This is a genomic window from Streptomyces sp. AC1-42W (assembly GCF_003248355.1).
Taxonomy (GTDB): Bacteria; Actinomycetota; Actinomycetes; order Streptomycetales; family Streptomycetaceae; genus Streptomyces.
In genome coordinates, this window is the sequence record NZ_QKWY01000003.1 from 96,437 (window position 1) to 115,122 (window position 18,686).

At 72.6% G+C, this 18,686-nt stretch carries 19 protein-coding genes and 1 pseudogene; 8 read left to right on the forward strand and 12 right to left on the reverse strand.

Annotation, left to right across the window (positions count from 1 at the left end; genetic code table 11):
* Positions 1–83 precede the first annotated feature (83 nt).
* Together DNK56_RS33280 and DNK56_RS33285 are read right to left on the reverse strand one after the other, a co-directional pair.
* Positions 84–728, reverse strand: a pseudogene (locus tag DNK56_RS33280) (phosphatase PAP2 family protein); the annotation flags it as partial.
* Positions 725–1,891 carry an IS630 family transposase gene (locus tag DNK56_RS33285; RefSeq protein WP_241989748.1) on the reverse strand — a complete coding sequence of 389 codons (1,167 nt, stop codon included), beginning with the start codon at positions 1,889–1,891 and terminating at the stop codon, positions 725–727. The pseudogene DNK56_RS33280 and the gene DNK56_RS33285, both read right to left, overlap by 4 nt.
* Positions 1,892–1,978: 87 nt before the next feature.
* Between DNK56_RS33285 and DNK56_RS33290 the strand changes: the two genes are divergently transcribed.
* On the forward strand, positions 1,979–2,308 hold the full coding sequence (locus DNK56_RS33290) for a hypothetical protein (RefSeq protein ID WP_111330414.1): 330 nt from the start codon (positions 1,979–1,981) through the stop codon (positions 2,306–2,308).
* Between the two features lie 313 nt (positions 2,309–2,621).
* Here DNK56_RS33290 and DNK56_RS33295 read toward each other — a convergent pair whose 3' ends face one another.
* A complete protein-coding gene (locus DNK56_RS33295) occupies positions 2,622–3,086 on the reverse strand; it encodes a MarR family winged helix-turn-helix transcriptional regulator (protein WP_111339791.1) in 465 nt (154 codons plus the stop codon).
* A gap of 100 nt (positions 3,087–3,186) precedes the next feature.
* A complete protein-coding gene (locus DNK56_RS33300) occupies positions 3,187–4,077 on the reverse strand; it encodes a LysR family transcriptional regulator (RefSeq protein WP_111339792.1) in 891 nt (296 codons plus the stop codon).
* Between the two features lie 136 nt (positions 4,078–4,213).
* Here DNK56_RS33300 and DNK56_RS33305 point away from each other — a divergent pair, with 136 nt between their 5' ends.
* Positions 4,214–5,671 (forward strand): MFS transporter, encoded by a 1,458-nt coding sequence (locus DNK56_RS33305; protein WP_111339793.1) that lies wholly within the window; start codon positions 4,214–4,216, stop codon positions 5,669–5,671.
* 44 nt (positions 5,672–5,715) lie between these two features.
* A complete protein-coding gene (locus tag DNK56_RS33310) occupies positions 5,716–6,246 on the forward strand; it encodes a pyridoxamine 5'-phosphate oxidase family protein (protein ID WP_111339794.1) in 531 nt (176 codons plus the stop codon).
* A gap of 24 nt (positions 6,247–6,270) precedes the next feature.
* Here DNK56_RS33310 and DNK56_RS33315 read toward each other — a convergent pair whose 3' ends face one another.
* Both DNK56_RS33315 and DNK56_RS33320 read right to left on the reverse strand, forming a co-directional pair.
* A complete protein-coding gene (locus DNK56_RS33315) occupies positions 6,271–6,963 on the reverse strand; it encodes a response regulator transcription factor (protein ID WP_111339795.1) in 693 nt (230 codons plus the stop codon).
* On the reverse strand, positions 6,960–8,189 hold the full coding sequence (locus tag DNK56_RS33320) for a sensor histidine kinase (RefSeq protein ID WP_111339796.1): 1,230 nt from the start codon (positions 8,187–8,189) through the stop codon (positions 6,960–6,962). Before DNK56_RS33320 ends, DNK56_RS33315 begins: the two co-directional genes overlap by 4 nt.
* Before the next feature lie 144 nt (positions 8,190–8,333).
* Between DNK56_RS33320 and DNK56_RS33325 the strand changes: the two genes are divergently transcribed.
* The 3 genes from DNK56_RS33325 (at position 8,334) to DNK56_RS33335 (ending at position 11,661) form a co-directional block, all read left to right on the forward strand.
* Entirely contained in the window at positions 8,334–8,720 is a 387-nt protein-coding gene (locus DNK56_RS33325; RefSeq protein ID WP_241990218.1) for a DUF4190 domain-containing protein, read from the forward strand.
* 27 nt (positions 8,721–8,747) lie between these two features.
* Positions 8,748–10,331, forward strand: a complete 1,584-nt coding sequence (locus tag DNK56_RS33330; RefSeq protein WP_111339797.1) for an alpha/beta hydrolase — start codon at positions 8,748–8,750, stop codon at positions 10,329–10,331.
* A gap of 169 nt (positions 10,332–10,500) precedes the next feature.
* Entirely contained in the window at positions 10,501–11,661 is a 1,161-nt protein-coding gene (locus DNK56_RS33335; protein WP_111339798.1) for an aromatic ring-hydroxylating oxygenase subunit alpha, read from the forward strand.
* 43 nt (positions 11,662–11,704) lie between these two features.
* Here DNK56_RS33335 and DNK56_RS33340 read toward each other — a convergent pair whose 3' ends face one another.
* The 5 genes from DNK56_RS33340 to DNK56_RS33360 all read right to left on the reverse strand — a co-directional run bounded on the left by DNK56_RS33340 (position 11,705) and on the right by DNK56_RS33360 (position 15,740).
* Positions 11,705–12,394 carry an IclR family transcriptional regulator gene (locus tag DNK56_RS33340; RefSeq protein WP_111339799.1) on the reverse strand — a complete coding sequence of 230 codons (690 nt, stop codon included), beginning with the start codon at positions 12,392–12,394 and terminating at the stop codon, positions 11,705–11,707.
* Positions 12,391–13,623, reverse strand: coding sequence for a fumarylacetoacetase (gene fahA, locus DNK56_RS33345; RefSeq protein ID WP_111339800.1), 1,233 nt, complete (start codon positions 13,621–13,623; stop codon positions 12,391–12,393). Before fahA ends, DNK56_RS33340 begins: the two co-directional genes overlap by 4 nt.
* Before the next feature lie 50 nt (positions 13,624–13,673).
* Positions 13,674–14,519, reverse strand: a complete 846-nt coding sequence (locus tag DNK56_RS33350) for a hypothetical protein (protein WP_111339801.1) — start codon at positions 14,517–14,519, stop codon at positions 13,674–13,676.
* A gap of 127 nt (positions 14,520–14,646) precedes the next feature.
* Positions 14,647–14,994 carry a hypothetical protein gene (locus tag DNK56_RS33355; protein WP_111339802.1) on the reverse strand — a complete coding sequence of 116 codons (348 nt, stop codon included), beginning with the start codon at positions 14,992–14,994 and terminating at the stop codon, positions 14,647–14,649.
* Positions 14,995–15,185: 191 nt separating this feature from the next.
* The gene (locus DNK56_RS33360; protein WP_241990219.1) at positions 15,186–15,740 is read right to left on the reverse strand and encodes a hypothetical protein; all 555 of its coding nucleotides are present in this window, start codon (positions 15,738–15,740) and stop codon (positions 15,186–15,188) included.
* Between the two features lie 251 nt (positions 15,741–15,991).
* Between DNK56_RS33360 and DNK56_RS33365 the strand changes: the two genes are divergently transcribed.
* Together DNK56_RS33365 and DNK56_RS33370 are read left to right on the forward strand one after the other, a co-directional pair.
* Positions 15,992–16,735: a vWA domain-containing protein gene (locus tag DNK56_RS33365; RefSeq protein ID WP_111339940.1), complete on the forward strand. Its 744-nt coding sequence runs from the start codon at positions 15,992–15,994 to the stop codon at positions 16,733–16,735.
* 100 nt (positions 16,736–16,835) lie between these two features.
* Complete coding sequence (locus DNK56_RS33370; protein ID WP_241990220.1) at positions 16,836–17,789, forward strand: serine/threonine dehydratase; 954 nt, start codon at positions 16,836–16,838, stop codon at positions 17,787–17,789.
* 8 nt (positions 17,790–17,797) lie between these two features.
* Here DNK56_RS33370 and DNK56_RS33375 read toward each other — a convergent pair whose 3' ends face one another.
* Positions 17,798–18,454: a maleylpyruvate isomerase N-terminal domain-containing protein gene (locus DNK56_RS33375; protein ID WP_111339803.1), complete on the reverse strand. Its 657-nt coding sequence runs from the start codon at positions 18,452–18,454 to the stop codon at positions 17,798–17,800.
* Positions 18,455–18,686: the final 232 nt, after the last annotated feature.

Here is an 18,686-nt window from a genome sequence, read left to right on the forward strand (position 1 = left end):
ACCGCCGACTGAGCAAGGGGCAGGAGCGCGAGGAGCGCCGCCGCGACCGTGCCGCCGAGCACCGCTCCGGCGAGCACGTCGTGCGGGTAGTGCACCCCCACGAGCACCCGCAGCAGCGCGGCGGCCCCCGCCAGCGACAGGGTGAGCGCGGCAAGGCGGGGACGTGCCAGGGCGAGCCCGACGGCCAGGGCGGCGGCCAGTGTGGCGTGGTTGCTCGGGAACGACCAGTCCCCCACCGCGGGGCATTCGACGACGGACTCGACGGCCACCCCCAGCGCACGGCACGGGCGCTCCTCGTCGACGACGAGCTTCACCGCCTCGCTGATCGCGTAGGCGGCGACGGTGCCGAGCCCGGTGAGGACGGCGCCCCCGGCGGCACGGGCGTCGCCGCGGCGGAACGCCGTCCAGCACAGCCACACCAGCAGCAGGCCGAGGGCCACGAGCGTGCCTTCGGTCGCCACCTCCAGGCAGGGCCCCAGCCAGTCCGGTGCGTCCGCCACGGTGCCGGTCAGTGAGCGGTACGCGGAGGCCGAGGCGCCGCCGGTGACCTCGACGGGGCCGGCCTCGCCGAGCCCGCCGGGGGACAGCAGGGCGACGGTCCCCGTTCCCGCGCCCAGGACGGCCAGTGCGCCGAGCGGCCGGCCGGGCCGGGGCTTCTTTCGCGGTTCTCTTTCCATGAGGCCCGAACCTAAGTGGTCGGCTCCGTAAGTCCTTCGGGGGTTGATCATGGTGCCGGGGCGGCGGAGGATTCTTCGTGTCGGCCGGCGGGGTGCTGGTCGAGTCTGGCCAGCAGATCGTCCAGGTCGGAGGTGGTGAACTTCCACTGGAACGGCTGTGCCGTGGCGTTGTAGCGGTCTTCGAATTCTCGGAGCCGGTCTGTGACCTGGGTGAGGTCGGTGAAGTCGTTGGGCGAGACGACCTTGCGCTGGACGACGGAGAAGTAGATTTCCACTTGGTTCAGCCAGGAGGCGTGCACCGGGGTGTGGACCAGGACCGCGTTCGGGAACGCGTCCGACAGTCGGTCGGCGGCCTTCTTGCCGCGGTGGGAGGAGCCGTTGTCGACGATCCAGAACACGCGTTTCGCGCTGGCGTAGGGCTCGCGGGTCATGACCTGGGTGACCAGGTTCATGAACGGGGTGATGCCGGTGGTCGGCTCGCAGCGGCCGGACACTTTCGCGGAGTGGACGTCGTAGGCGGCCAGGTAGGCCAGGGCGCCGCCGCGCCGGTAGGTGTGGTTCACGCGCATCGCGCGGGCCCGGCCGGGCGGCAGGGTCGGATGACAGCGGCAGCGGGCCTGGATGGAGGTCTTCTCGTCCGCGCTGATGACGTACTCGTCGTCGCCGAGCGGGACGCCCCGCCAGGTACGGGCATACAGGTCCAGTACACGCTCGGCCTTCGGGCGGAAGTCCGGGTCGGTGACGAAGATCCAGGATTGGTACTGCCACGGTTTGATCGCGTCGTCGCCCAGCCAGCGACGGACAGTGGAGGCGGAGATCGAGCTGGCGATGGACCGGGCGACGACTTCGCGGGCAAGCTCCGGGCACGACCAACGCGCCAGCGGCACCCCTGTCTCGGCGGGCAGCCGGCAGGCCAGAGCCTTGACCTGGGCGGCCTGGAGCGCGGTGAACGAGGGGGGCCTGCCCGACCGGTCGAGGTCGCCCAGCCCGGCGAGCCCGTGCTCGGCGAACCGGCCGCGCCAGCGGCGGACCGTGTCCAGATGCAGACCCGTCTCCCGGGCGATGCGCGCGTTGGCGCGTCCGCGCGCCGCGTGCAGCACCACCTGCGCGCGCATCCGCAGCCGGTACTCGGTCTTGTGGCCGTAGGCCATCAGCTTCAGTCGCTCGCGCTCGGCGGCGCGCAGGGTGATCGTGCGGGCGACGGCAACAGGCAATGCAGGCGGGCCAATCCGGAGAAGTGGATCACAACAGGCCGAAGCTTGCCGTATCCGGTCCGTGGCCCCTCGGGCAGGATGGGCGCCATGCCCACGCCCTCGGAACACACCCGCCTCTCGCTGGAAGCCCGCCTCGGCGAGCAGGCCCGCGCCGTCTGGCCCCAGATTGCGCAGTTGCATGTCCGACACCGCGGAGCGTTCGCCTACGTGGAGGCCGAACTGGCCGACGGCGAACGGGTCAAGCTGATGCGACTGCGCTACACCGGCACCGTCAGCAAGAGGTGGGGCTTCGCCCCCTACTACGCCAGTGGCGACCGCTACGAAGACTCCCTGCTGCCCACCGGCAGCCCCACCGGCACCCCCGCGGAGGCGCTCGACTGCGCCTGCGAGCTCCACATCGCTGCAGTCGACATCTGACCCACTACCAGGCACAACGCCGGATCCGAAGTCAACCCCCGAAGGACTTACGGAGCCGACCACTAAGGGCTGTCCCGTAATCCCCGGTGGATCAGCGCGCGGCGTCAGATGCGGTGCATCGCAAGGCGGAGGGGCGTTCGCATACTGGACGTATTCGGACGTTCCGACAACGCAGCGAGGTGCCGTAGCTGTCGTCGTGCGCCCGCCGGGGATTACGGGACAGCCCTTAGGAGCGGGGGCGGCCGGGAACCCGGGCCGAACGGCCACGCCGGCCCCTGACGATCGTCGGGGTTGACGGCGTGGCCGGCTGCCGTCAGACGGGCAGGTCGCCGTCGCCGCCGAGGTTGGCGACCATGCGGCGCAGGACGTTGATCGTGGTCACGAAGTCGGCGGTGTCCACGCCCTCGTGCACCTGCTGGTGGACGCGCAGATTGCGCTCCCGAGCCCGTACGCGGCCGGCCTCCCCTTCTGCGGTCAGGGTCAGCAGCCCCGCCTCCTCCGTCACCCAGCCACGGGCGACCAGGTCGTCGAAGACCTCCTCGAAGTCGATCCCCAGGTCGTCCCACTTGGCCAGCCGCGCGGTCAGCGCCGCACGGGTCCAGGTGCCCGGCCCGCCGGCCACGTGGTTCAGCGTCCACCAGTGCGGCTGGGTGAGGTCCTCCACCGCCAACTGCTCGCGAATCGCCCCGACCACCAGCCGGCAGGCCGTCCCGGTCCACGCCCCGATGGGCTGAGCGGCCAGTTCCTCCCGCGTGTACTCCTTGAGCGTCACGGCCATGTCCCTCTGCCTCTCCTCGTGATCAACGGAATATGATCAACGTAGAAGCTCAAGCGCAGTTGAGGTCAAGGCGGACCGGGCGCCGCCCGAAAACCGCGCACTACATCGTGCGGGTCGCCTCGTGGATCATGCGGGCGAAGAGTTCTATCGCCCGGGTGCCGCCGTCCGAGCGCCACATCAGGCCGTAGCCGAGCGGGGTGTCGCCCTCCACCGGGATGTAGGTGACACCGGGGCGGCCGTGGTAGAGGGCGATGTGGGCGCCGGCCAGGAGGGCGCCCTTGCCGGCGGCGACCAGGGTCAGGGCTTCCTGGAGGTTGGTGACGGACGGGCCCTGGCCGATGGGCGCGCCGCTGGGGGTGCGGATCGGCAGGCGGTGCTCCAGCCAGTACTCCGGGATGTCGCCCGCGACGGTCAGCAGGGGCAGTCCGGCCAGGTCCTCCAGCGTCACCGCGGCTCGCGCGGCCAGCGGATGGGCGGCGGCGACGGCGAGGACCCGGTCCTCGGTGAGGAGCGTGGGGCCGCGGGTCAGGTCGTCCTCGTGCACGGGGAAGTCGGTCAGCTGGACGTCGAACTCGCCCGCGCGCAGCATGCCGTACGGGTCGGAGAGCGGCACCTCGCAGACCTCGACGGCGAGTTCCGGATGGCTGATGCGCAGCCGCTCGGTCGCCTTCATCACCATCTCGCCGGCCAGCGGTGTGTTGAAGCCGACGTGGAGGACACCCTCGATGCCGCGTGCCGTCGCGGTGGCGCGGGCGAGGGCCTCCTCGATGCCCCGGTAGTGCGGTTCGAGGTCGTCGCGCAGGCGCCGGCCCAGTCCGGTGAGGGCCACGCTCCTGCTCGTACGGGTGAACAGCGGCGCCCCGACGCGCCGCTCCAGCTTCTGCACGAGCTGGCTCACGCGTGCGCGGGAGAGGTGCAGCCGGGTGGCGGTGCGCCCGAAGTGCAGCTCTTCCGCGAGCACGAGAAAGCATTCCAGTTCGCTCTGATCCACAGCCGTCTCCCCCGTATGCGCTGATCGGTAAGCCCAGCTGAACGAACGTTGCGATGATCGCTGTTGTTCCCGCGCCCGCGGTGGCGAAAGCTGAAGGCACCGACAACACCCCTTGCTCCGGAAGGAGTTCCTCGTCATGAGTGCCTTGAATGCCACCGGCGGACTGAGCGCGCGCAAGTGGGGCATCCTGCTCGTCCTGTGCGGCGCGATCTTCCTCGAAGGCATCGACGTGGCCATGCTGAACGTGGCCCTGCCCTCGATCCGTACCGATCTGGGTCTGTCCACCGGCGAGCTGCAGTGGGTCATGAGCGCCTACGTCCTCGGCTACGGCGGCTTCATGCTTCTCGGCGGACGGGCCGCCGACCTCTTCGGACGCCGTCAGATGTTCGTCTTCTGGCTCACCGTCTTCCTGCTGTTCTCCGGGCTCGGCGGCCTCGCGAACGACGGGTGGACGCTGATCCTCGCCCGGTTCGTCACGGGCGTCGCCGCGGCCTTCATGACGCCGGCGGGCCTGTCCATCATCACCACCGGTTTCGCCGAGGGCCCCGAGCGCAACAGGGCGCTCCTCATCTACTCCGGCACCGCGGCGGGCGGGTTCACGGTCGGTCTGGTGGCCGGCGGGCTGCTGACCGCCGTCGGCTGGCGGTGGGTGTTCTTCGCCCCGGTCGTCCTCTCCCTCCTCATCCTCGTCGCGGCCCTCGTGTTCGTCCCCAGGTCGGAGCGGCCGGACCGGACCGGCAAGCGCGTGGACGCGGCCGGCGCCCTCACCGTCACCGCCGCCCTCGTACTGATCGTGCTGGGCGTCGAGCGCGCCGCCCACGCGGGCGTCGCCGTCAGCGCGGGCACCCTGCTGGCCGGGCTGGCGTTCCTGGTGGCGTTCGTGCTCATCGAGCGGCGGTCCGCCGAGCCCCTGGTACGCCTGGCGATCCTGCGCCACGGGCCGCTGGTGCGGGCCAACCTGTCGGCGATGCTGTTCGCGGCCGGGTTCTTCGGGTTCCAGTTCCTGGTGGTGCTGTACCTCCAGGAACTGCGGGGCTGGTCGACCCTGGAGACCAGTTTCGCGATGCTGGTCATCGGCGTCGACGCGATCCTCTCGCCGACGCTCACCCCGCGGCTCGTCGACCGCTTCGGCAACGCCAGGGTGATCCTGGGCGGCCTCCTGCTCGCGGTGCTCGCCTACGGGCTGTTCCTGCCGGTCGGCGCGGACTGGAGCTACGCGGCGATGTTCCCGAGCCTGATCGTCCTCGGGCTCGCCTTCTCGCTGGCGTACGGCCCCCTGACCATCGTGGCGACGGAGGGCGTCGCGGAGGAGGAGCAGGGGCTCGCGGGCGGTCTGCTGTACACCGCCTTCCAGTTCGGCGCCGCGATCGGCCTCTCCGCCGTCACCGCGGTCAGCGTGGCCGCGACCCGTACGGACACGCCCGCGGGCCTGCTCGACGGCTACCGGGCCGGGCTGCTCGTCCCGTTCGCCGCGGCCGTCGTCGCAGCCGCCGTCAGCGCGTTCGGACTGCGCTCCCGCGACGGTGGTACGGCGCCCGCGCCGCTGGACGCCGCCGGCTCCGCGGAACCCGCCGCCACCCCCGTATCGCACTGAACCCGCCCCGGCAGGACGCCGGCAACTACCGAAAGGACAGGCCCATGACCGAAGTCGTCAGCGAGTTCTCCGAGATCGAAGGCACCTTCCTCGACTACGTCCGCGAGATCAAGTACGCCACGATGGTCACCGTCGACCGCGAACAGCGCCCGCGCGCCCGTGTGCTGCTGCCCGTGTGGGAGATCGTCGACGGGGTACCGGTCGGCTGGCTCGCCTCGTACCGCACCCCGGTGAAGAGCGCGCACCTGGCGAACAACCCGCACACGACGTACGCCTACTGGAGCCCCCGGCAGAACGCGGTCTTCGTGGACAGCGTCTCGACGTGGGCGGACGACGAGGAGTCCAAGCTCCACGCGTGGCGGCTGTACCAGCGGGGCGGGCCGCCGGGCGTGGGCTACGACCCGGTCCGCTACTGGCGGGGCGGCCCCGGTGATCCCGGCTACCACGTGCTGCGGATCGACCCGTGGCGCATCCAGCTCGTCCGGGGCGCCGATCTCCACGGCACGCTGTGGCGCAGGCGGGAACCGGACCCGGCGGGGGCCGCCGGGACCGGCCCGGCGGCCCGCGCCGCCTGAGCCCCGCACAGGCCCGTCGGGCCCTCAGTCCCCGACACCGGGCACGACCAGACCGGACTCGTACGCGATCACCACCGCGTGAGTCCGGTTCTGTGCGCCCAGCTTGGCCAGCACATGGCCCACATGCGTCTTCACCGTCTCCAGGCTCACCCGGCACAGCTCCGCGATCTCCGGATTGGACAGGCCGGTCGCCATCAGCCGCAGCGTCTCCTCCTCCCGGACCGTCAGGGCCGCGCGCGGCAGCGCCTCGGCGGAGGTGAGCGGGCGGGCCGTGACCATCCGACGCAGGGCCGCCGGGAAGAGGACCGCCTCACCGGCCGCCACCACCCGCACCGCCTCCGCGATCCGGGGCACGGGGAGCCGTTTGAGGACGAAGCCGGCGGCCCCGGCACTGAGGGCGGCGGTGACGTAGCCGTCGTTCTCGAAGGTGGTGATGACCACGACCTTGGGCGGCGCACCCGTACCCGGTTCCGCGAGCAGCCGGCGGGTGGCCTCGATGCCGTTGAGGCGGGGCATCCGTACGTCCATCAGGACCACGTCCGGCCGCAGCAGCCGGGCCTGCCGGACCGCCTCGACGCCGTCTGCGGCCTCGCCGGACACCGTGATCCCCGGCTGCATCCCGAGCAGGGTGCGCAGGCCGCTGCGGGTGACCTCGTCGTCGTCCGCGATCACGAGGGAGACGGGGATGTCCGCGCCGGGCGCGTCCGGGCCGCTCACGCGGGCACCCGCACGGGCAGCCGGACCGCGAGCCGCCAGTGCTCCGGGCCGTCCGGGCCGGCCTCGATCTCGCCGTGCAGCAGGCGCACCCGTTCGGTGAGCCCCGGCAGGCCGTGCCCGGACGTCGGAAAGGCGCCCGGAGCCGTTCCCGTACCGCTGCGGTTGACCACCGTCAGCTCCAGCGCGTCCGGCGCGGCGGTCACGGTGACCCGGACCGGGCCGCCCGCTCCGTGGCGCACCGCGTTCGTCAGGCCCTCCTGGAGGATGCGGTACGCGGCGCGGGAGAGTGTCCCGCGTACGTGTGCGAGGTCGCCGGACAGCTCGGACTCCACGGTCGCGCCCATGTGGCGGGCCCGGTCGAGGAGTTCGGGGAGGTCGGTCAGGGTGCGGGCCGGGGCCGTCGTGCCGGGCTCCTCGCGGAGCATGCCCAGGACGTAGTCCAGGTCCTCCAGGGCGGCCCGGGACGACTCCTCGATGCTGCGCAGGGCGGCGCGGGCCGCGACCGGGTCGGCGCCGAGGATCTCGCCCGCGACCGCCGCCTGAATGGTGGCGGCCGTCAGCGTGTGCCCGATCGAGTCGTGCAGCTCGTGGGCGAGCCGGTTGCGTGCGGCGAGGGCTCGTTCGCGTTCGGCCGCCAGCACCAGCCGCTCCGCCGACGAGGGGCCCAGCAGCCGGGGCGCCAGCCACCGCAGGGTGTACGTCACGGCCGGGCACAGAGCCGCCGCGAGCAGCAGGCAGCCGAGCGCCGCCGCCCAGCTCTGCCAGCCGCTGTCCAGCCGCACCGACCGGCCGTACACGCTGATCCCCGCCTCGGCCCCGGCCCAGCCGCCGGGCAGGCACAGCCCCATGACGAGCAGGAGGAGGCTCAGCTGCGCCCCCGCCCAGCCGAGGGCCACCTGCGCCAGCAGCCAGAGCGGGGTGCGCAGACGGTCGGCGCCGGTGGACCGGCCCCGGTCCACCGGGTCCGGCAGCTCCGCGGCGAGCATCCGCCGGGCGCAGGCGACCAGCACCCGCCGTGTGGTGCGGGCCAGTCCGGTCACGCCGATCAGGACGGACCAGAGCAGCAGGGTGAGCGCGATCGCCGCCCCTTCCGGCATGGACGGCAGGGCCAGCGCGGGCAGCGCCGCGAACGGCAGCAGCGGGAGGCTCGCCAACGCGCCGCAGTAGGCGAAGAGCGCACCCGTGTACGTGGAGCCGCGCAGCAGCGGCCGGAATCCCGTGAACATGATCCGGTCAGTATGACCGGATCGTCTTGCGGTGCCCTCCCCCGACCGGGGGAGGGCATTCTCCCGCGTCGCCGCGATGTCCCCCGGCTCCGCGCGAACCATGATCGGGCCCCGTACCAGTCGAGCAATGAGAAGGACGGGCCTGTGGACACCCGCGTCACCAAGACAACACCGAACCCCGTGGGGGCCGTTCCGAACCAGGTGGGAGCACGTAACGGGCGTAACGGGCCTGCTGCGGCCGGTCTGGGCCTGGGCATCGCGGGGCTCCTCACCTCCCCCGTGCTCATCGGCGGTGTCGTCGCCGTGGCCGGGCTGATCCTGGGTATCGCCGCGCTGACGACGGCCGGGCGGATCGGGACCGGCCGGGGCAGGGCCGTCGCCGCGGTGGTGACCTCGTCGCTCGCGGTCCTGGTGTCCGCGCTGGCCGTCGTCCTCCTGCTCTGGTACGCGAACCGGACGCAGGAGTGCTACCGCCCCGACAGCCTGCACCAGTACGCGCAGTGCGTCCGGCTGCACCTCGACGGCAACTGACACATGACACGGGAACGGACGAACCTCATGCGTAACGGAGTCCCGCGCGCAGCCCGCCTCCTGGCCGCCGGTCTCACGGCGGCCACCCTGCTGACGGCGACGGCGGCCTGCGCCCCGCCCGCGCCGGTCACGTCGGCCGGGGAGGCCGGCGCCGTACCCGCCGCCCTGCGGGTCTACACACAGCAGAAGCTCCGGTGGGAGCCGTGCGACCTGAAGGAGGAGGGTGGCCTGAAGGAGCCGGGCGCCCTGCGGTGCACGACGGTAAAGGTGCCACTGGACTACATGAAGCCCGGTGGTAAAAAGATCGCCATCGCAATATCCCGGCTCCGGGCGAGCGACCCGAAGAAGCGTCGCGGTGTACTGCTGCTCAATCCGGGCGGCCCCGGCGCGCCGGGCCTCGGGCTTCCCGTCGATCCTCTGCTGAAACTTCCCCAGCGGGTGAAACAGCGGTACGACCTGATCGGCTTCGACCCGAGGGGCACGGGGCGCAGCGCCCCCGTCAGCTGCGGTCTCACCGCCGGCGAGCAGGCCGACCATCCGTACAGGGCCGCGACGTTCGCGAAGGACGTGGCGTGGGCCCGTACGGTCGCCGCCAAGTGCCGGGCCGCCGCCGGCCGGGAGCTGGCCCACCTCACCACCCGTAACAGCGCCCGCGACATGGACGTCATCCGTGCCGCGCTGGGCGAGAAGCGGATCTCGTATCTGGGGGTGTCGTACGGGACGTACCTCGGGGCCGTCTACACGCAGTTGTTCCCCCGGCGCGCCGACCGGTTCGTGCTGGACAGCGCGACCGATCCCGGGCGGGTTTACCGGGGAATGTTCCAGGACATGGCGAAGGCGGCCGAGGACGCCTTCTCCCGCTGGGCCGGCTGGACCGCCCGGCGGAACGGGGAGTACGGGCTGGGCGCCACCCCGGCCGCCGTCCGCGCCGCCTTCTGGGACCTGGTCGCACAGGCGGACCGTGAGCCGGTCCTGTTCGAGGGGCAGCCGCTGAGCGGTGCCGACATCCGGTCGAACAGCCGCGTGTTCGTGCATGTGCGGGAGGCGGCGGCGTGGATCACGGGGCTGAGGGAGGCGGCCGCGAACGGCGGGGCGAAGGAGCCCGGCCGGTCGGAGACGTCCGGCGAATCCGAGGAGTCCGGGGCGTCCGGCCCGTCCGATGACGGGTATGTGTCGGCCGCCTGGTCCTACATGTGCGCCGATTCCCGCTCCTGGTCGCACGACCCCGAGCAGTACCGGCGCGAGGCGATCCGCGACCAGGCCAGGTATCCGCTGTACGGCGACTTCGCGGCGGCCGTCGCACCGTGCGCGTTCTGGCAGCGGGGCACCGAACCGCAGACCGTGGTCGACAACGGAGTCGGCGCCCTGATCACGCAGAACGAGTGGGACCCGCAGACGCCGCTCGCCTCCGGCCGGGCCATGCACCGGGCCCTGCGCGGCTCCCGGATGCTCACCGTCACCGGTGGCGAGGGGCACGGCGTCCTGTACGCGCCGGACGGCAACGCCTGCGCGGACGAGGCGGCCACGGCGTATCTGCTCACGGGCCGCCTGCCGGACCATGACCTGACCTGCCGGGCCGCACCTCCGCGTACGGGTACGGGCACCGCCTGAGCGGGGCCGGGCGAGGTCCAGGGCGACGAGCGTGCGTTCGCACCCGGATGGGCCAGTGGGGCCGGGGCGTCGCCGTCCCCGTTCACCGGTCCGGACGCGCTTGGAAGGGCGGCCGGGACGGGCGCGGACAGGATGGGGGAGGCCACCGACGCAGCTGTGAGGGAGAACCATGAAGGAGACCGACGCGGACGCGAGGGGCCCGAAGGTCTCCGGTGCGGTGGACCTGCGGCGCGTGGGCGCGCATCCGGACCACTGGTATCCCGTGGCGCGGGCTCGGGAGGTGCGGGCCGGGAAGGTGGTGCCGGCCGTGTTCGCCGGCGAGCGGATCGCGCTCTACCGGGGGCGGAACGGCGCCGTCCACGCGCTGGAGGACCGGTGCGCGCACCGGCAGGTGCCGCTGAGCATGGGCGTCGTGGAGGGTGATGTGCTCCGGTGCCGGTACCACGCGTGGGCGTACCGCGGTGACGGCCGCATCTCGCAGATCCCGTATCTGACGAAGGACGACCGCAGGCCGCCGCGCGGGGTGCGCGGCTATCCCGTACGCGAGGCGTACGGCCTGGTGTTCGTGTTCCCCGGTGACCCGGAGAAGGCGGACGTGACACCGCTGCCGATGCTCCCGGCGTACGGTTCGCCGCACTACAAGACGCTGACGTACGCCCGGACCGTCCGCTGCCACTACTCGTTCATGCACGAGAACCTGCTGGACATGAACCACCAGTTCCTGCACCAGGGCGTCGTCGGCCGGCTCCGTCCCGAACTCCTCGGCCACAGCGGCGACGCCCGGTCGGTGGAGGCCCGCTACCTGTTCACCCACACCGGGGGCAGGCGCGACGCCGGTGCGAGCGTGCTGGCGGCGGAGGGAATCTCGGGCGGCTCCAGCGATGTGATGACGATCCGCACGGAGTACCCGTACCAGACCCTCGACCTGGTGCCGGAGGGCGCCGACCGGCCGGTCTTCAGCCTCTGGGCGGTGTACGTGCCCGTGGGCGCCGACCAGCGAGCCTGCCGCGTCTACGGCCACCTCATGATCAAGAAGCCTCGCGTCCCGGCCGCGCTCAGCCTGGCCGCGCCCCTCATCAGACGGTTCACCGAGCGCATCTTCGCGCAGGACCGGATGGCGGTCGAGGCGGAGCAGCGGGCCTGGGACGAACAGGGCGAGGACCGCAACCACGAGGTGTTCTCCCTGATCCTGAACCTACGGGAGACCCTGCGCGCCAACGGCGTCCCCCTGGCCGCCCCGGCGGGCCCGCGCGCGGCGGAACCCTGCGGGGGCGTCGGCGTCTGCGGCACCCCGGTGCGGTCGTCGGCGGACCCGGCGCCCGTACGCTGAGGGACCGGGCCAGGCGGGGAGAGGCCGCGCGCCGCTCATGGGCTCAGAGGTGGTCGCCCGGCGTGCCGATGGCCTCGGCGGCCTCCCGTACGTACGGGAGTGCTCGTTCGGCGAGTTCCGGGTCCGAGGTGACGACGTTGATCGCGGCGCGGACCGGCCAACCGGGCAGGGGTGCGGCGATGCCGTGGGCGCCGGCGTTGACCTCGCCGTGGGTGATGACGTGGCCGGCCTCGCGGATGGCCTGGACGCGGTCGGGTTCGGCGGCGCGCGGGGGGCCGGAGGCCAGGGCGGCCAGGCCGCCGGAACCATGGTCGAGGGGGTCGCGGCTGCCCTTGCGGTACCAGAACAGCGGGCCGTCCGTGGGGGGTTCGGCGACGACCGTGGTGACGGCGACGGCGCCGATGGCCTCGACCAGGCTGGCGGTGGCGTCCAGTCGGCGGGCGAGGCGCTGGAGGACGGGTTCGGCGACGGTACGCAGGCTGGGGCCCGGCGCGCCGACGAGGCCGGGCACGGCCGGGCCCACCGTGTAGCGGCCGTCGTCGTCGCGTGCGGCGAACCCGGTCCGGTGCAGGGAGACGAGCAGCCGGTGCGCGATGGAGCGGTGGAAGCCCGTCGCCGCCGCCACCTGGCTGGTGTTCAGCCCCTCGGGGTGGCGGCCCAGTTCGACGAGGATCGCGAGTCCGCGTTCCAGGGTCTGCGAGCCGCCGCCCTCCGGTTCGTTCGGTGGGGTCACGGGGTCTCGTCCGGCAGCGGCTGGATCGTGGGGAGGATCGTGCCGCGGACCTCGCCCAGGCCGATGCGGCCGCGCGCGCCGGGTGCCGAGTAGCGCAGGACGACCTCGTCGCCGTCCTGGAGGAAGGTGCGCTCCTCGCCGTCGGCCTTCCAGGTCTCCCGGCCGCCCCAGGACAGTTCGAGGAACGAGCCGCGCTGTTCCTTCTCCGGCCCGGAGATGGTGCCCGACGCGTAGAAGTCGCCGACACGCAGCGAGGCGCCGTTGACGGTGAGGTGGGCGAGCATCTGCGCGGGCGACCAGTACATGGAGGCGTACGGGGGGCGCGAGACGACGGTGCCGTTGACCTCGATCTCGACGTCGATGTCGTAGCCGGACGGGCCCTGCTCCCGCAGGTAGGGCAGGACGGCGGGCTCCTGTCCGGGCAGTTCGGTGCGGGCGTGTTCGAGGGCGGCGAGGGGGGTGACCCAGGCGCTGACGGTGGTCGCGAAGGACTTGCCGAGGTTGGGGCCCAGCGGGACGTACTCCCATGCCTGGATGTCGCGCGAGGACCAGTCGTTGACGCCGGTGACGCCGAAGACGGTGTCGGTGAACTCGGCGGTGCTGACGCGCTGCCCGAGCGGGACGGTGCGGCCGACGACGAAGCCGAGTTCGGCCTCGATGTCCAGGCGCAGCGACGGGCCGAAGGTGGGCGCCGGGTCGGTGGGGGCCTTGCGCTGTCCGGCGGGGCGGTGCACGGGGGTGCCGGAGACGACGATGGAGCCCGCGCGGCCGTGGTACGCGACCGGCAGGTGGCGCCAGTTGGGCATCAGCGCGTCGCCGTCGGGGCGGAAGATCCGGCCGACGTTGGTGGCGTGGTCCACGGAGGCGTAGTAGTCGACGTAGTCGCCGACCTCGAAGGGCAGGTGCAGGGTCGCGTCGGCCAGCGGCACGAGCCGCACGTCGTCGCGGTGCGCGGTGTCGGTGAGCAGTTCGGTGGCCCAGGCGCGGACCTCGGCCCAGGTCGCCGGTCCGGCGGCCATGAGCGGGTTGAGCGCGGGGGCGTCGAGGATCGGCGTCCAGTCGGGGCGCAGGGCGGTGGCCGCGGCGCCGAGGTCGAGGACGTGGTCGCCGATCCGGACGCCGATGCGGGGGGTGGTGCCGGTGGTGGAGAAGACGGCGTACGGGAGGTTGTCGACGTCGTAACCGCTGCCGGCCGCGGCATCGACCCAGGTGACGGGGTGAGCGTGCATGTGTGGAGCCCTTCGGTGACGGGAAGCGGGTTGCGGCGGTCGGGCGGCTGTCAGGCGGTGGGGTCGAGGAGGCCCAGGGCCGCCAGGTCCTCCAGCGGTTCGAGCACGCTGCAGGAGCCGTACGAGGTGAAGGCCGCCCGTGCCGCGATGATCTCGGCGGGTGGGAGCGCGGAGACCGCGCGGGCCAGCGCCTCCGGGTCGCGCTCGGTGAGGTCGGCCCGGACGACGGGCAGGGGCGCTCCGGCGCAGGCCCGCGCCGTGGCAAGGAGCACGTTGAGATAGCCGTGGTGCTCGAAGCCGGTGGCGGGGGCGGTGTGCCGGACCGCGTGGTGGAGCCCGGCCGTGCACTTGAAGGCGATGCCCGCCGCGACGGTGTCGCGAATCCACACCGCCACCTCGTCCTCGGTGGGGAAGGCTGCGGCTTCGGTGCCTCCGGTACGGAACTTCAGCCGGAAGCCGTGGCGTACGGCGGAGGCGAGGGCCTGTTCCCACGCGGGTGCGCCGGGGCGCGGGGCCTCGATGTACACCGCGCCGGGCAGGTCGAGCGCGGCCAGACCGTCGATCTGGGGGCGCAGGGGCTGCGCGGGGTCCGGTTTGATCTCCAGCGCGGCGGGAACGAGGCGGTCGCTCGCGGCGAGGGTGGCCAGGGCGGCGGGGATCGCGGCGGGTCCGGCCACCACGCTCACCCGCATGCCGTCGGGGAACAGGTCGGGGCCGGCGAGCCCGGTCAGCTCGCCGAGCCGGTCCGCGCCGATGACGAAGGGGCCGACGAGCCCGGCGTGGGCGGACGCGAGGTGTTCGGCGTGCGCGGCGACGGCCTGCGGGAGCGGGGCCAGACCGGGCGGGAAGATGGCGGCGTCGTCCACGAGACGGCGGAAGGCGAGAGGTAGGGGCACATCCGCACCCTAGCGGAGCGCCTTCGCAATAAGAACAGCCACCGTTCTTTTATCGGGCATGCCGTTCTCTTGGGGCAGCGGGCCGGGGCAGGGGCCGGCTCCCGGGAGAGCCGGCCGGGGTCGCCTGTCAGCCGAAGACGACGGAGCGCACCTTCAGCCGCTCACTGGCGCCACCCGTGAAGGGGCGCAGCCGGAACACATCGCCCTGGCAGTTCGCCTCGCTGAACACCGTGGCCCAGGCGTCGGTGCGGTTCTTCGGGGAGTAGGCCGGCTCGGGGTTGTCCTCGCCGACGCCGGGAAGGTTGAGGCACACGTCGTCGTCGGGGTTGTTCAGGAAGCCCGACGCCTCGTAGCCCTCGACGGTCACGTAGTCGTAGCGGAACTGGCCCGTGGCGGCCGAAGCGGGTGCGGCGGAGACGGTGATGGCGAGCAGGGCGGCACCGAGGACGGTGGTGAGGCCGGAGCGCAGACGCATGACCAAGTCTTTCTGCTGACGGGATGATTGCCGCGCCGATCTTGCCCCGCGGCTCTGCCCCCACCGGCCCGTTGTCACTCGTACGCATGATGCGGAAACGACACTGCATCCTCGACATTCCCCCGACCGGCCCTGTCGCGCGGGATCGGGGCTTCCCCCACCACCGGGAGGGGTGGGGGAAGCCGCGGGTTTCAGCAGGGGCGGATGTGGAAGACCGGGGTCCAGGAGGCGGTGCCGGAGCCCTTGGCCACGTGGGACCAGCGTTCGCTGCCGTCGCTGTTGTAGAAGCGTGCGCGGGTGCCCGAGGTCTGGTTGTTGTTGAAGGTGCCGTCGCCGACACCGTCGAAGTCGTAGTAGCCGCAGTAGTAGTAGTCGTAGTCGACGCCGCGGCCGTCCCTGATGCACAGGTGCCCGTTGGCGCAGGCCAGTGCCGCGTTCGGGGAGGCCAGGTTGCGGGTTTCGGTCTGTCCGGGGACGGGGAGCGTGGCGGTTCCGCCGGGGATGTCGAGGGCGTTCGCCGAGGTCTGGCGGGCGCGGGGCTCCTGGGCGAGCATCGCGTCCACCTGCCGCTGGAGCTGTCTGGCCTGCTGGTCGGTGAGACCGGCGGCCCGTGCCTGTGCGGCGTAGGTCTGCTGCTGGTTCGGGGCGGTGGGGTTCACGGCGTGAGCGGACAGGGCCGGGCCCGCGACGAGGGCCGCGACGGCGGCCATCAGTCCGACGGACCGGCGGAACGAGACACGCTTCAAGGTCTTCTCCCTGGGTTGGCCGTGCGCCTCTTTGAGGAGCACGGCCACACTTCCCAACTCGGCCGCGAATCAAGGGACATAGTGGCTATGTTCACCGTTAAGTGGCGCAGATGCCTTTTTTCGCACGCGCAGGAATTCACCGAGCAGCTGTGTCAATGCCGGGCCGGGGAATCGCGCCCCCGCCCATGACCACCGGCTCCGGTGCGGGCGAACCGTTCACGCCGCCGAGGGCGCCCCTGCACGATGGGAACGTGAGTGCAACGAACAGCCGCGAGTCCGCTCCGGCCATCAGCCTGTCCAAGGTGATCGAGTACGCGCCCGACCTGGTGCCCCACTACGAGGCGGCGGGCAGCAGCGTACGGGCCCACGGGCTGGAGGGGACGCGGGCCGCCGTCTACCTGGTGCTGGACCGCAGCGGATCGATGCGCCCGTACTACCGGAACGGCACCGTGCAGCGCCTGGCCGAACAGGTGCTGTCGCTGTCGGCGCACCTCGACGACGACGGGATCGTCCCGGTGGTGTTCTTCTCCACGGACGTGGACGGCTCCACCGATCTGGTGCTCGGCCGGCACCGGGGGCACGTCGACAAGCTGCACGAGAACCTCGGCCACATGGGCCGTACGAACTACCACTGGGCGATGGACGAGGTCATCGACCACTACCTCGCCTCCGGCAGTACGGCCCCCGCGCTGGTCGTCTTCCAGACGGACGGCGGGCCGACCAGCAGGCGCGCCGCCGAGCAGTACCTGTGCAAGGCGGCCCGGCTCCCTCTGTTCTGGCAGTTCATCGGGTTCGGCGACCCCGACGACAACGAGTTCGCGTTCCTGCGCAAGCTCGACACCCTCGACGTCCCGGCCCGCCGGATCGTCGACAACGCCGGCTTCTTCCACGCCGGCCGGACGCCGGGGGCCGTGCACGACGACGTGCTGTTCGACCAGTTGCTCCAGGAGTTCCCGGAGTGGCTGGAGTCCGCGCGCGACGCGGGTGTGTTGTAGGGCGGAGGGTGTGCGGCGCGGCGGGTGATGTGATGCGGTGGGCGGCGGTTCCCGGTCGCCGGCGCTGGTGCCGGTGGCCGGGTGTGTGAAGCATGGAGGGGTGAAGAACCTCAGCGATGCGCTCTCCCCCGGACCCGAACCCGTGCCCGTACCTGCTCCCGCTCCCTCGGATGTGTCGGCGGCCGCCGACAGAATTCGCCCGTACGCCCGCCGTACGCCGCTGCTCGATCTGGAGGTCGACGGCCGCCGGGTGCTGCTGAAACTGGAGTACCTCCAGCGCAGCGGCTCGTTCAAGCTGCGCGGCGCGCTCAACGCGTTGCTCGCCATGGCCCCGGACGACCATGTCGTGGCGGCGTCCGGCGGCAACCACGGGCTGGCGGTGGCGACGGCGGCGTCGCTGCTCGACAGGTCCGCGACGGTCTATGTGCCGGTGACGGTGCCGGAGGCGAAGGCCCGCCGGATCGAGGCCGCCGGGGCGCGGCTCGTCCGGCACGGCGCGAACTTCGCCGAGGCGGCGTCGGCGGCGCTGGACGTGGCCGCGCGGCCGGGTCACCGCTTCGTGCACCCGTACGACGATCCGGCGGTCATCGTGGGCCAGGGCACGGTGGGCGCGGAGATCGTGGCCGACGAGCCCGCCGTCGACACGGTCGTCGCGGCCGTGGGCGGGGGCGGCCTCGCGGCCGGTACGGCGCTGGCGATCGCCGGGCGCACGGTCGTCGCCGCCGAACCGGAGGACTGCCGCTGCCTGCACGACGCGCTGGCCGCCGGGAAGCCGGTGGACTCCCCCGTCGGGTCCGTGGCCGCGTCGGCCACGGGTGCGAGCCGGGTCGGCGAGGTCGCCTTCGAGGTCCTGGCCGCCCATGGGGTGACGTCCGTGCTGGTCAGCGACGAGGAGATCCTCGGGGCACGCGACCTGCTCTGGGAGGAGTGCCGGATCGCGGTCGAACCGGCCGCCGCCATCTCATTCGCCGCATGGTTGGCCGGCCGGGTTCCGGGGAAGCGGCCGTGCCTGATCATCTGCGGCGCGAACGCCGACTGGACGGCGGCGGGGTAGGGCGCGGGTCAGCCCAGGACGAGCGGGAGCCTGGCCGCCAGGTCGCCCAGTTCCGCCGTCTGCGCGGGCGTCGGTGTACGGCGGCCCGTACCGATCCGCAGCGCGTCGGCGTCCGGGAGCGAGGCGGGGAACGCGGCGCCCGCGACGGCCTCCAGCGCGGTACGGGCCGCCGCCAGCGTCTCGGCCGGTGGTTCGGGGGCCGTGGGCAGATGGGCGACCAGGTCCAGGTGGTGCAGGGTGCCTTCGAGGACGTACGCCGTGAGGTAGTCGGCGACGGTGAGGACCTTGTCCTGAGTGAGGACGCGGGCGGCCGGGTCGGCGAGGCCACCGGCACGGACGGCCGCCGAGCCGACGTCGTCGATGTGGTGCTTGAGCCACCTCGGTTCGCCGTACGCGGCCGCCAGCCTCGGGATCAGCGCGTCGAGCGGGTCGTCGCCGCTCGGAGGCTCGGTGAGCAGCTCCCAGTAGCCGGGCGCGTCGGTGGTGACGGGGGCGTCGGCCGGGGTCACCAGGGTGATCAGTACGTCCTGGGCGTCGATGACCAGATGGCACACCAGGTCCCGGACGAGCCATCCCGTACAGCCGGAGGGCTGCCCGAAGTCCTCGTCGGGGAGTCCGGCGACGGCGTCGAGCAGCGCCGTCCAGGTCCGTGAGAAGGGATGCACGGTGCCACGCTAGAGGAATGCCGGGCGGTGTGGGCCCGGACTCGGCCGGGACGGGCGGCAGTTGCCCCCGCGTCGTCAGCGCAGGAAGTCCGTCACGAACCGTGCGCGCTCCTCGACGGGGGCGAGAGGCAGGTGCACCAGTTCGTAGCCGTACGCGGTGTACACGTCGACCATCGACTCGTAGGTGCGTTCGGCCTGGGCGTAGGACTGTGTGCGTTCCCCGTCCTGTTCT

Bases quoted from the DNA above. Each gene is read 5' to 3' on its own strand.
- DNK56_RS33355 (WP_111339802.1), bottom strand. From the start codon at position 14,994: ATGCGTCTGCGCTCCGGCCTCACCACCGTCCTCGGTGCCGCCCTGCTC.
- DNK56_RS33290 (WP_111330414.1), top strand. From the start codon at position 1,979: ATGCCCACGCCCTCGGAACACACCCGCCTCTCGCTGGAAGCCCGCCTC.
- DNK56_RS33330 (WP_111339797.1), top strand. From the start codon at position 8,748: ATGCGTAACGGAGTCCCGCGCGCAGCCCGCCTCCTGGCCGCCGGTCTC.
- fahA (WP_111339800.1), bottom strand. From the start codon at position 13,623: ATGCACGCTCACCCCGTCACCTGGGTCGATGCCGCGGCCGGCAGCGGT.
- DNK56_RS33310 (WP_111339794.1), top strand. From the start codon at position 5,716: ATGACCGAAGTCGTCAGCGAGTTCTCCGAGATCGAAGGCACCTTCCTC.
- DNK56_RS33295 (WP_111339791.1), bottom strand. From the start codon at position 3,086: ATGGCCGTGACGCTCAAGGAGTACACGCGGGAGGAACTGGCCGCTCAG.
- DNK56_RS33335 (WP_111339798.1), top strand. From the start codon at position 10,501: ATGAAGGAGACCGACGCGGACGCGAGGGGCCCGAAGGTCTCCGGTGCG.
- DNK56_RS33305 (WP_111339793.1), top strand. From the start codon at position 4,214: ATGAGTGCCTTGAATGCCACCGGCGGACTGAGCGCGCGCAAGTGGGGC.
- DNK56_RS33320 (WP_111339796.1), bottom strand. From the start codon at position 8,189: ATGTTCACGGGATTCCGGCCGCTGCTGCGCGGCTCCACGTACACGGGT.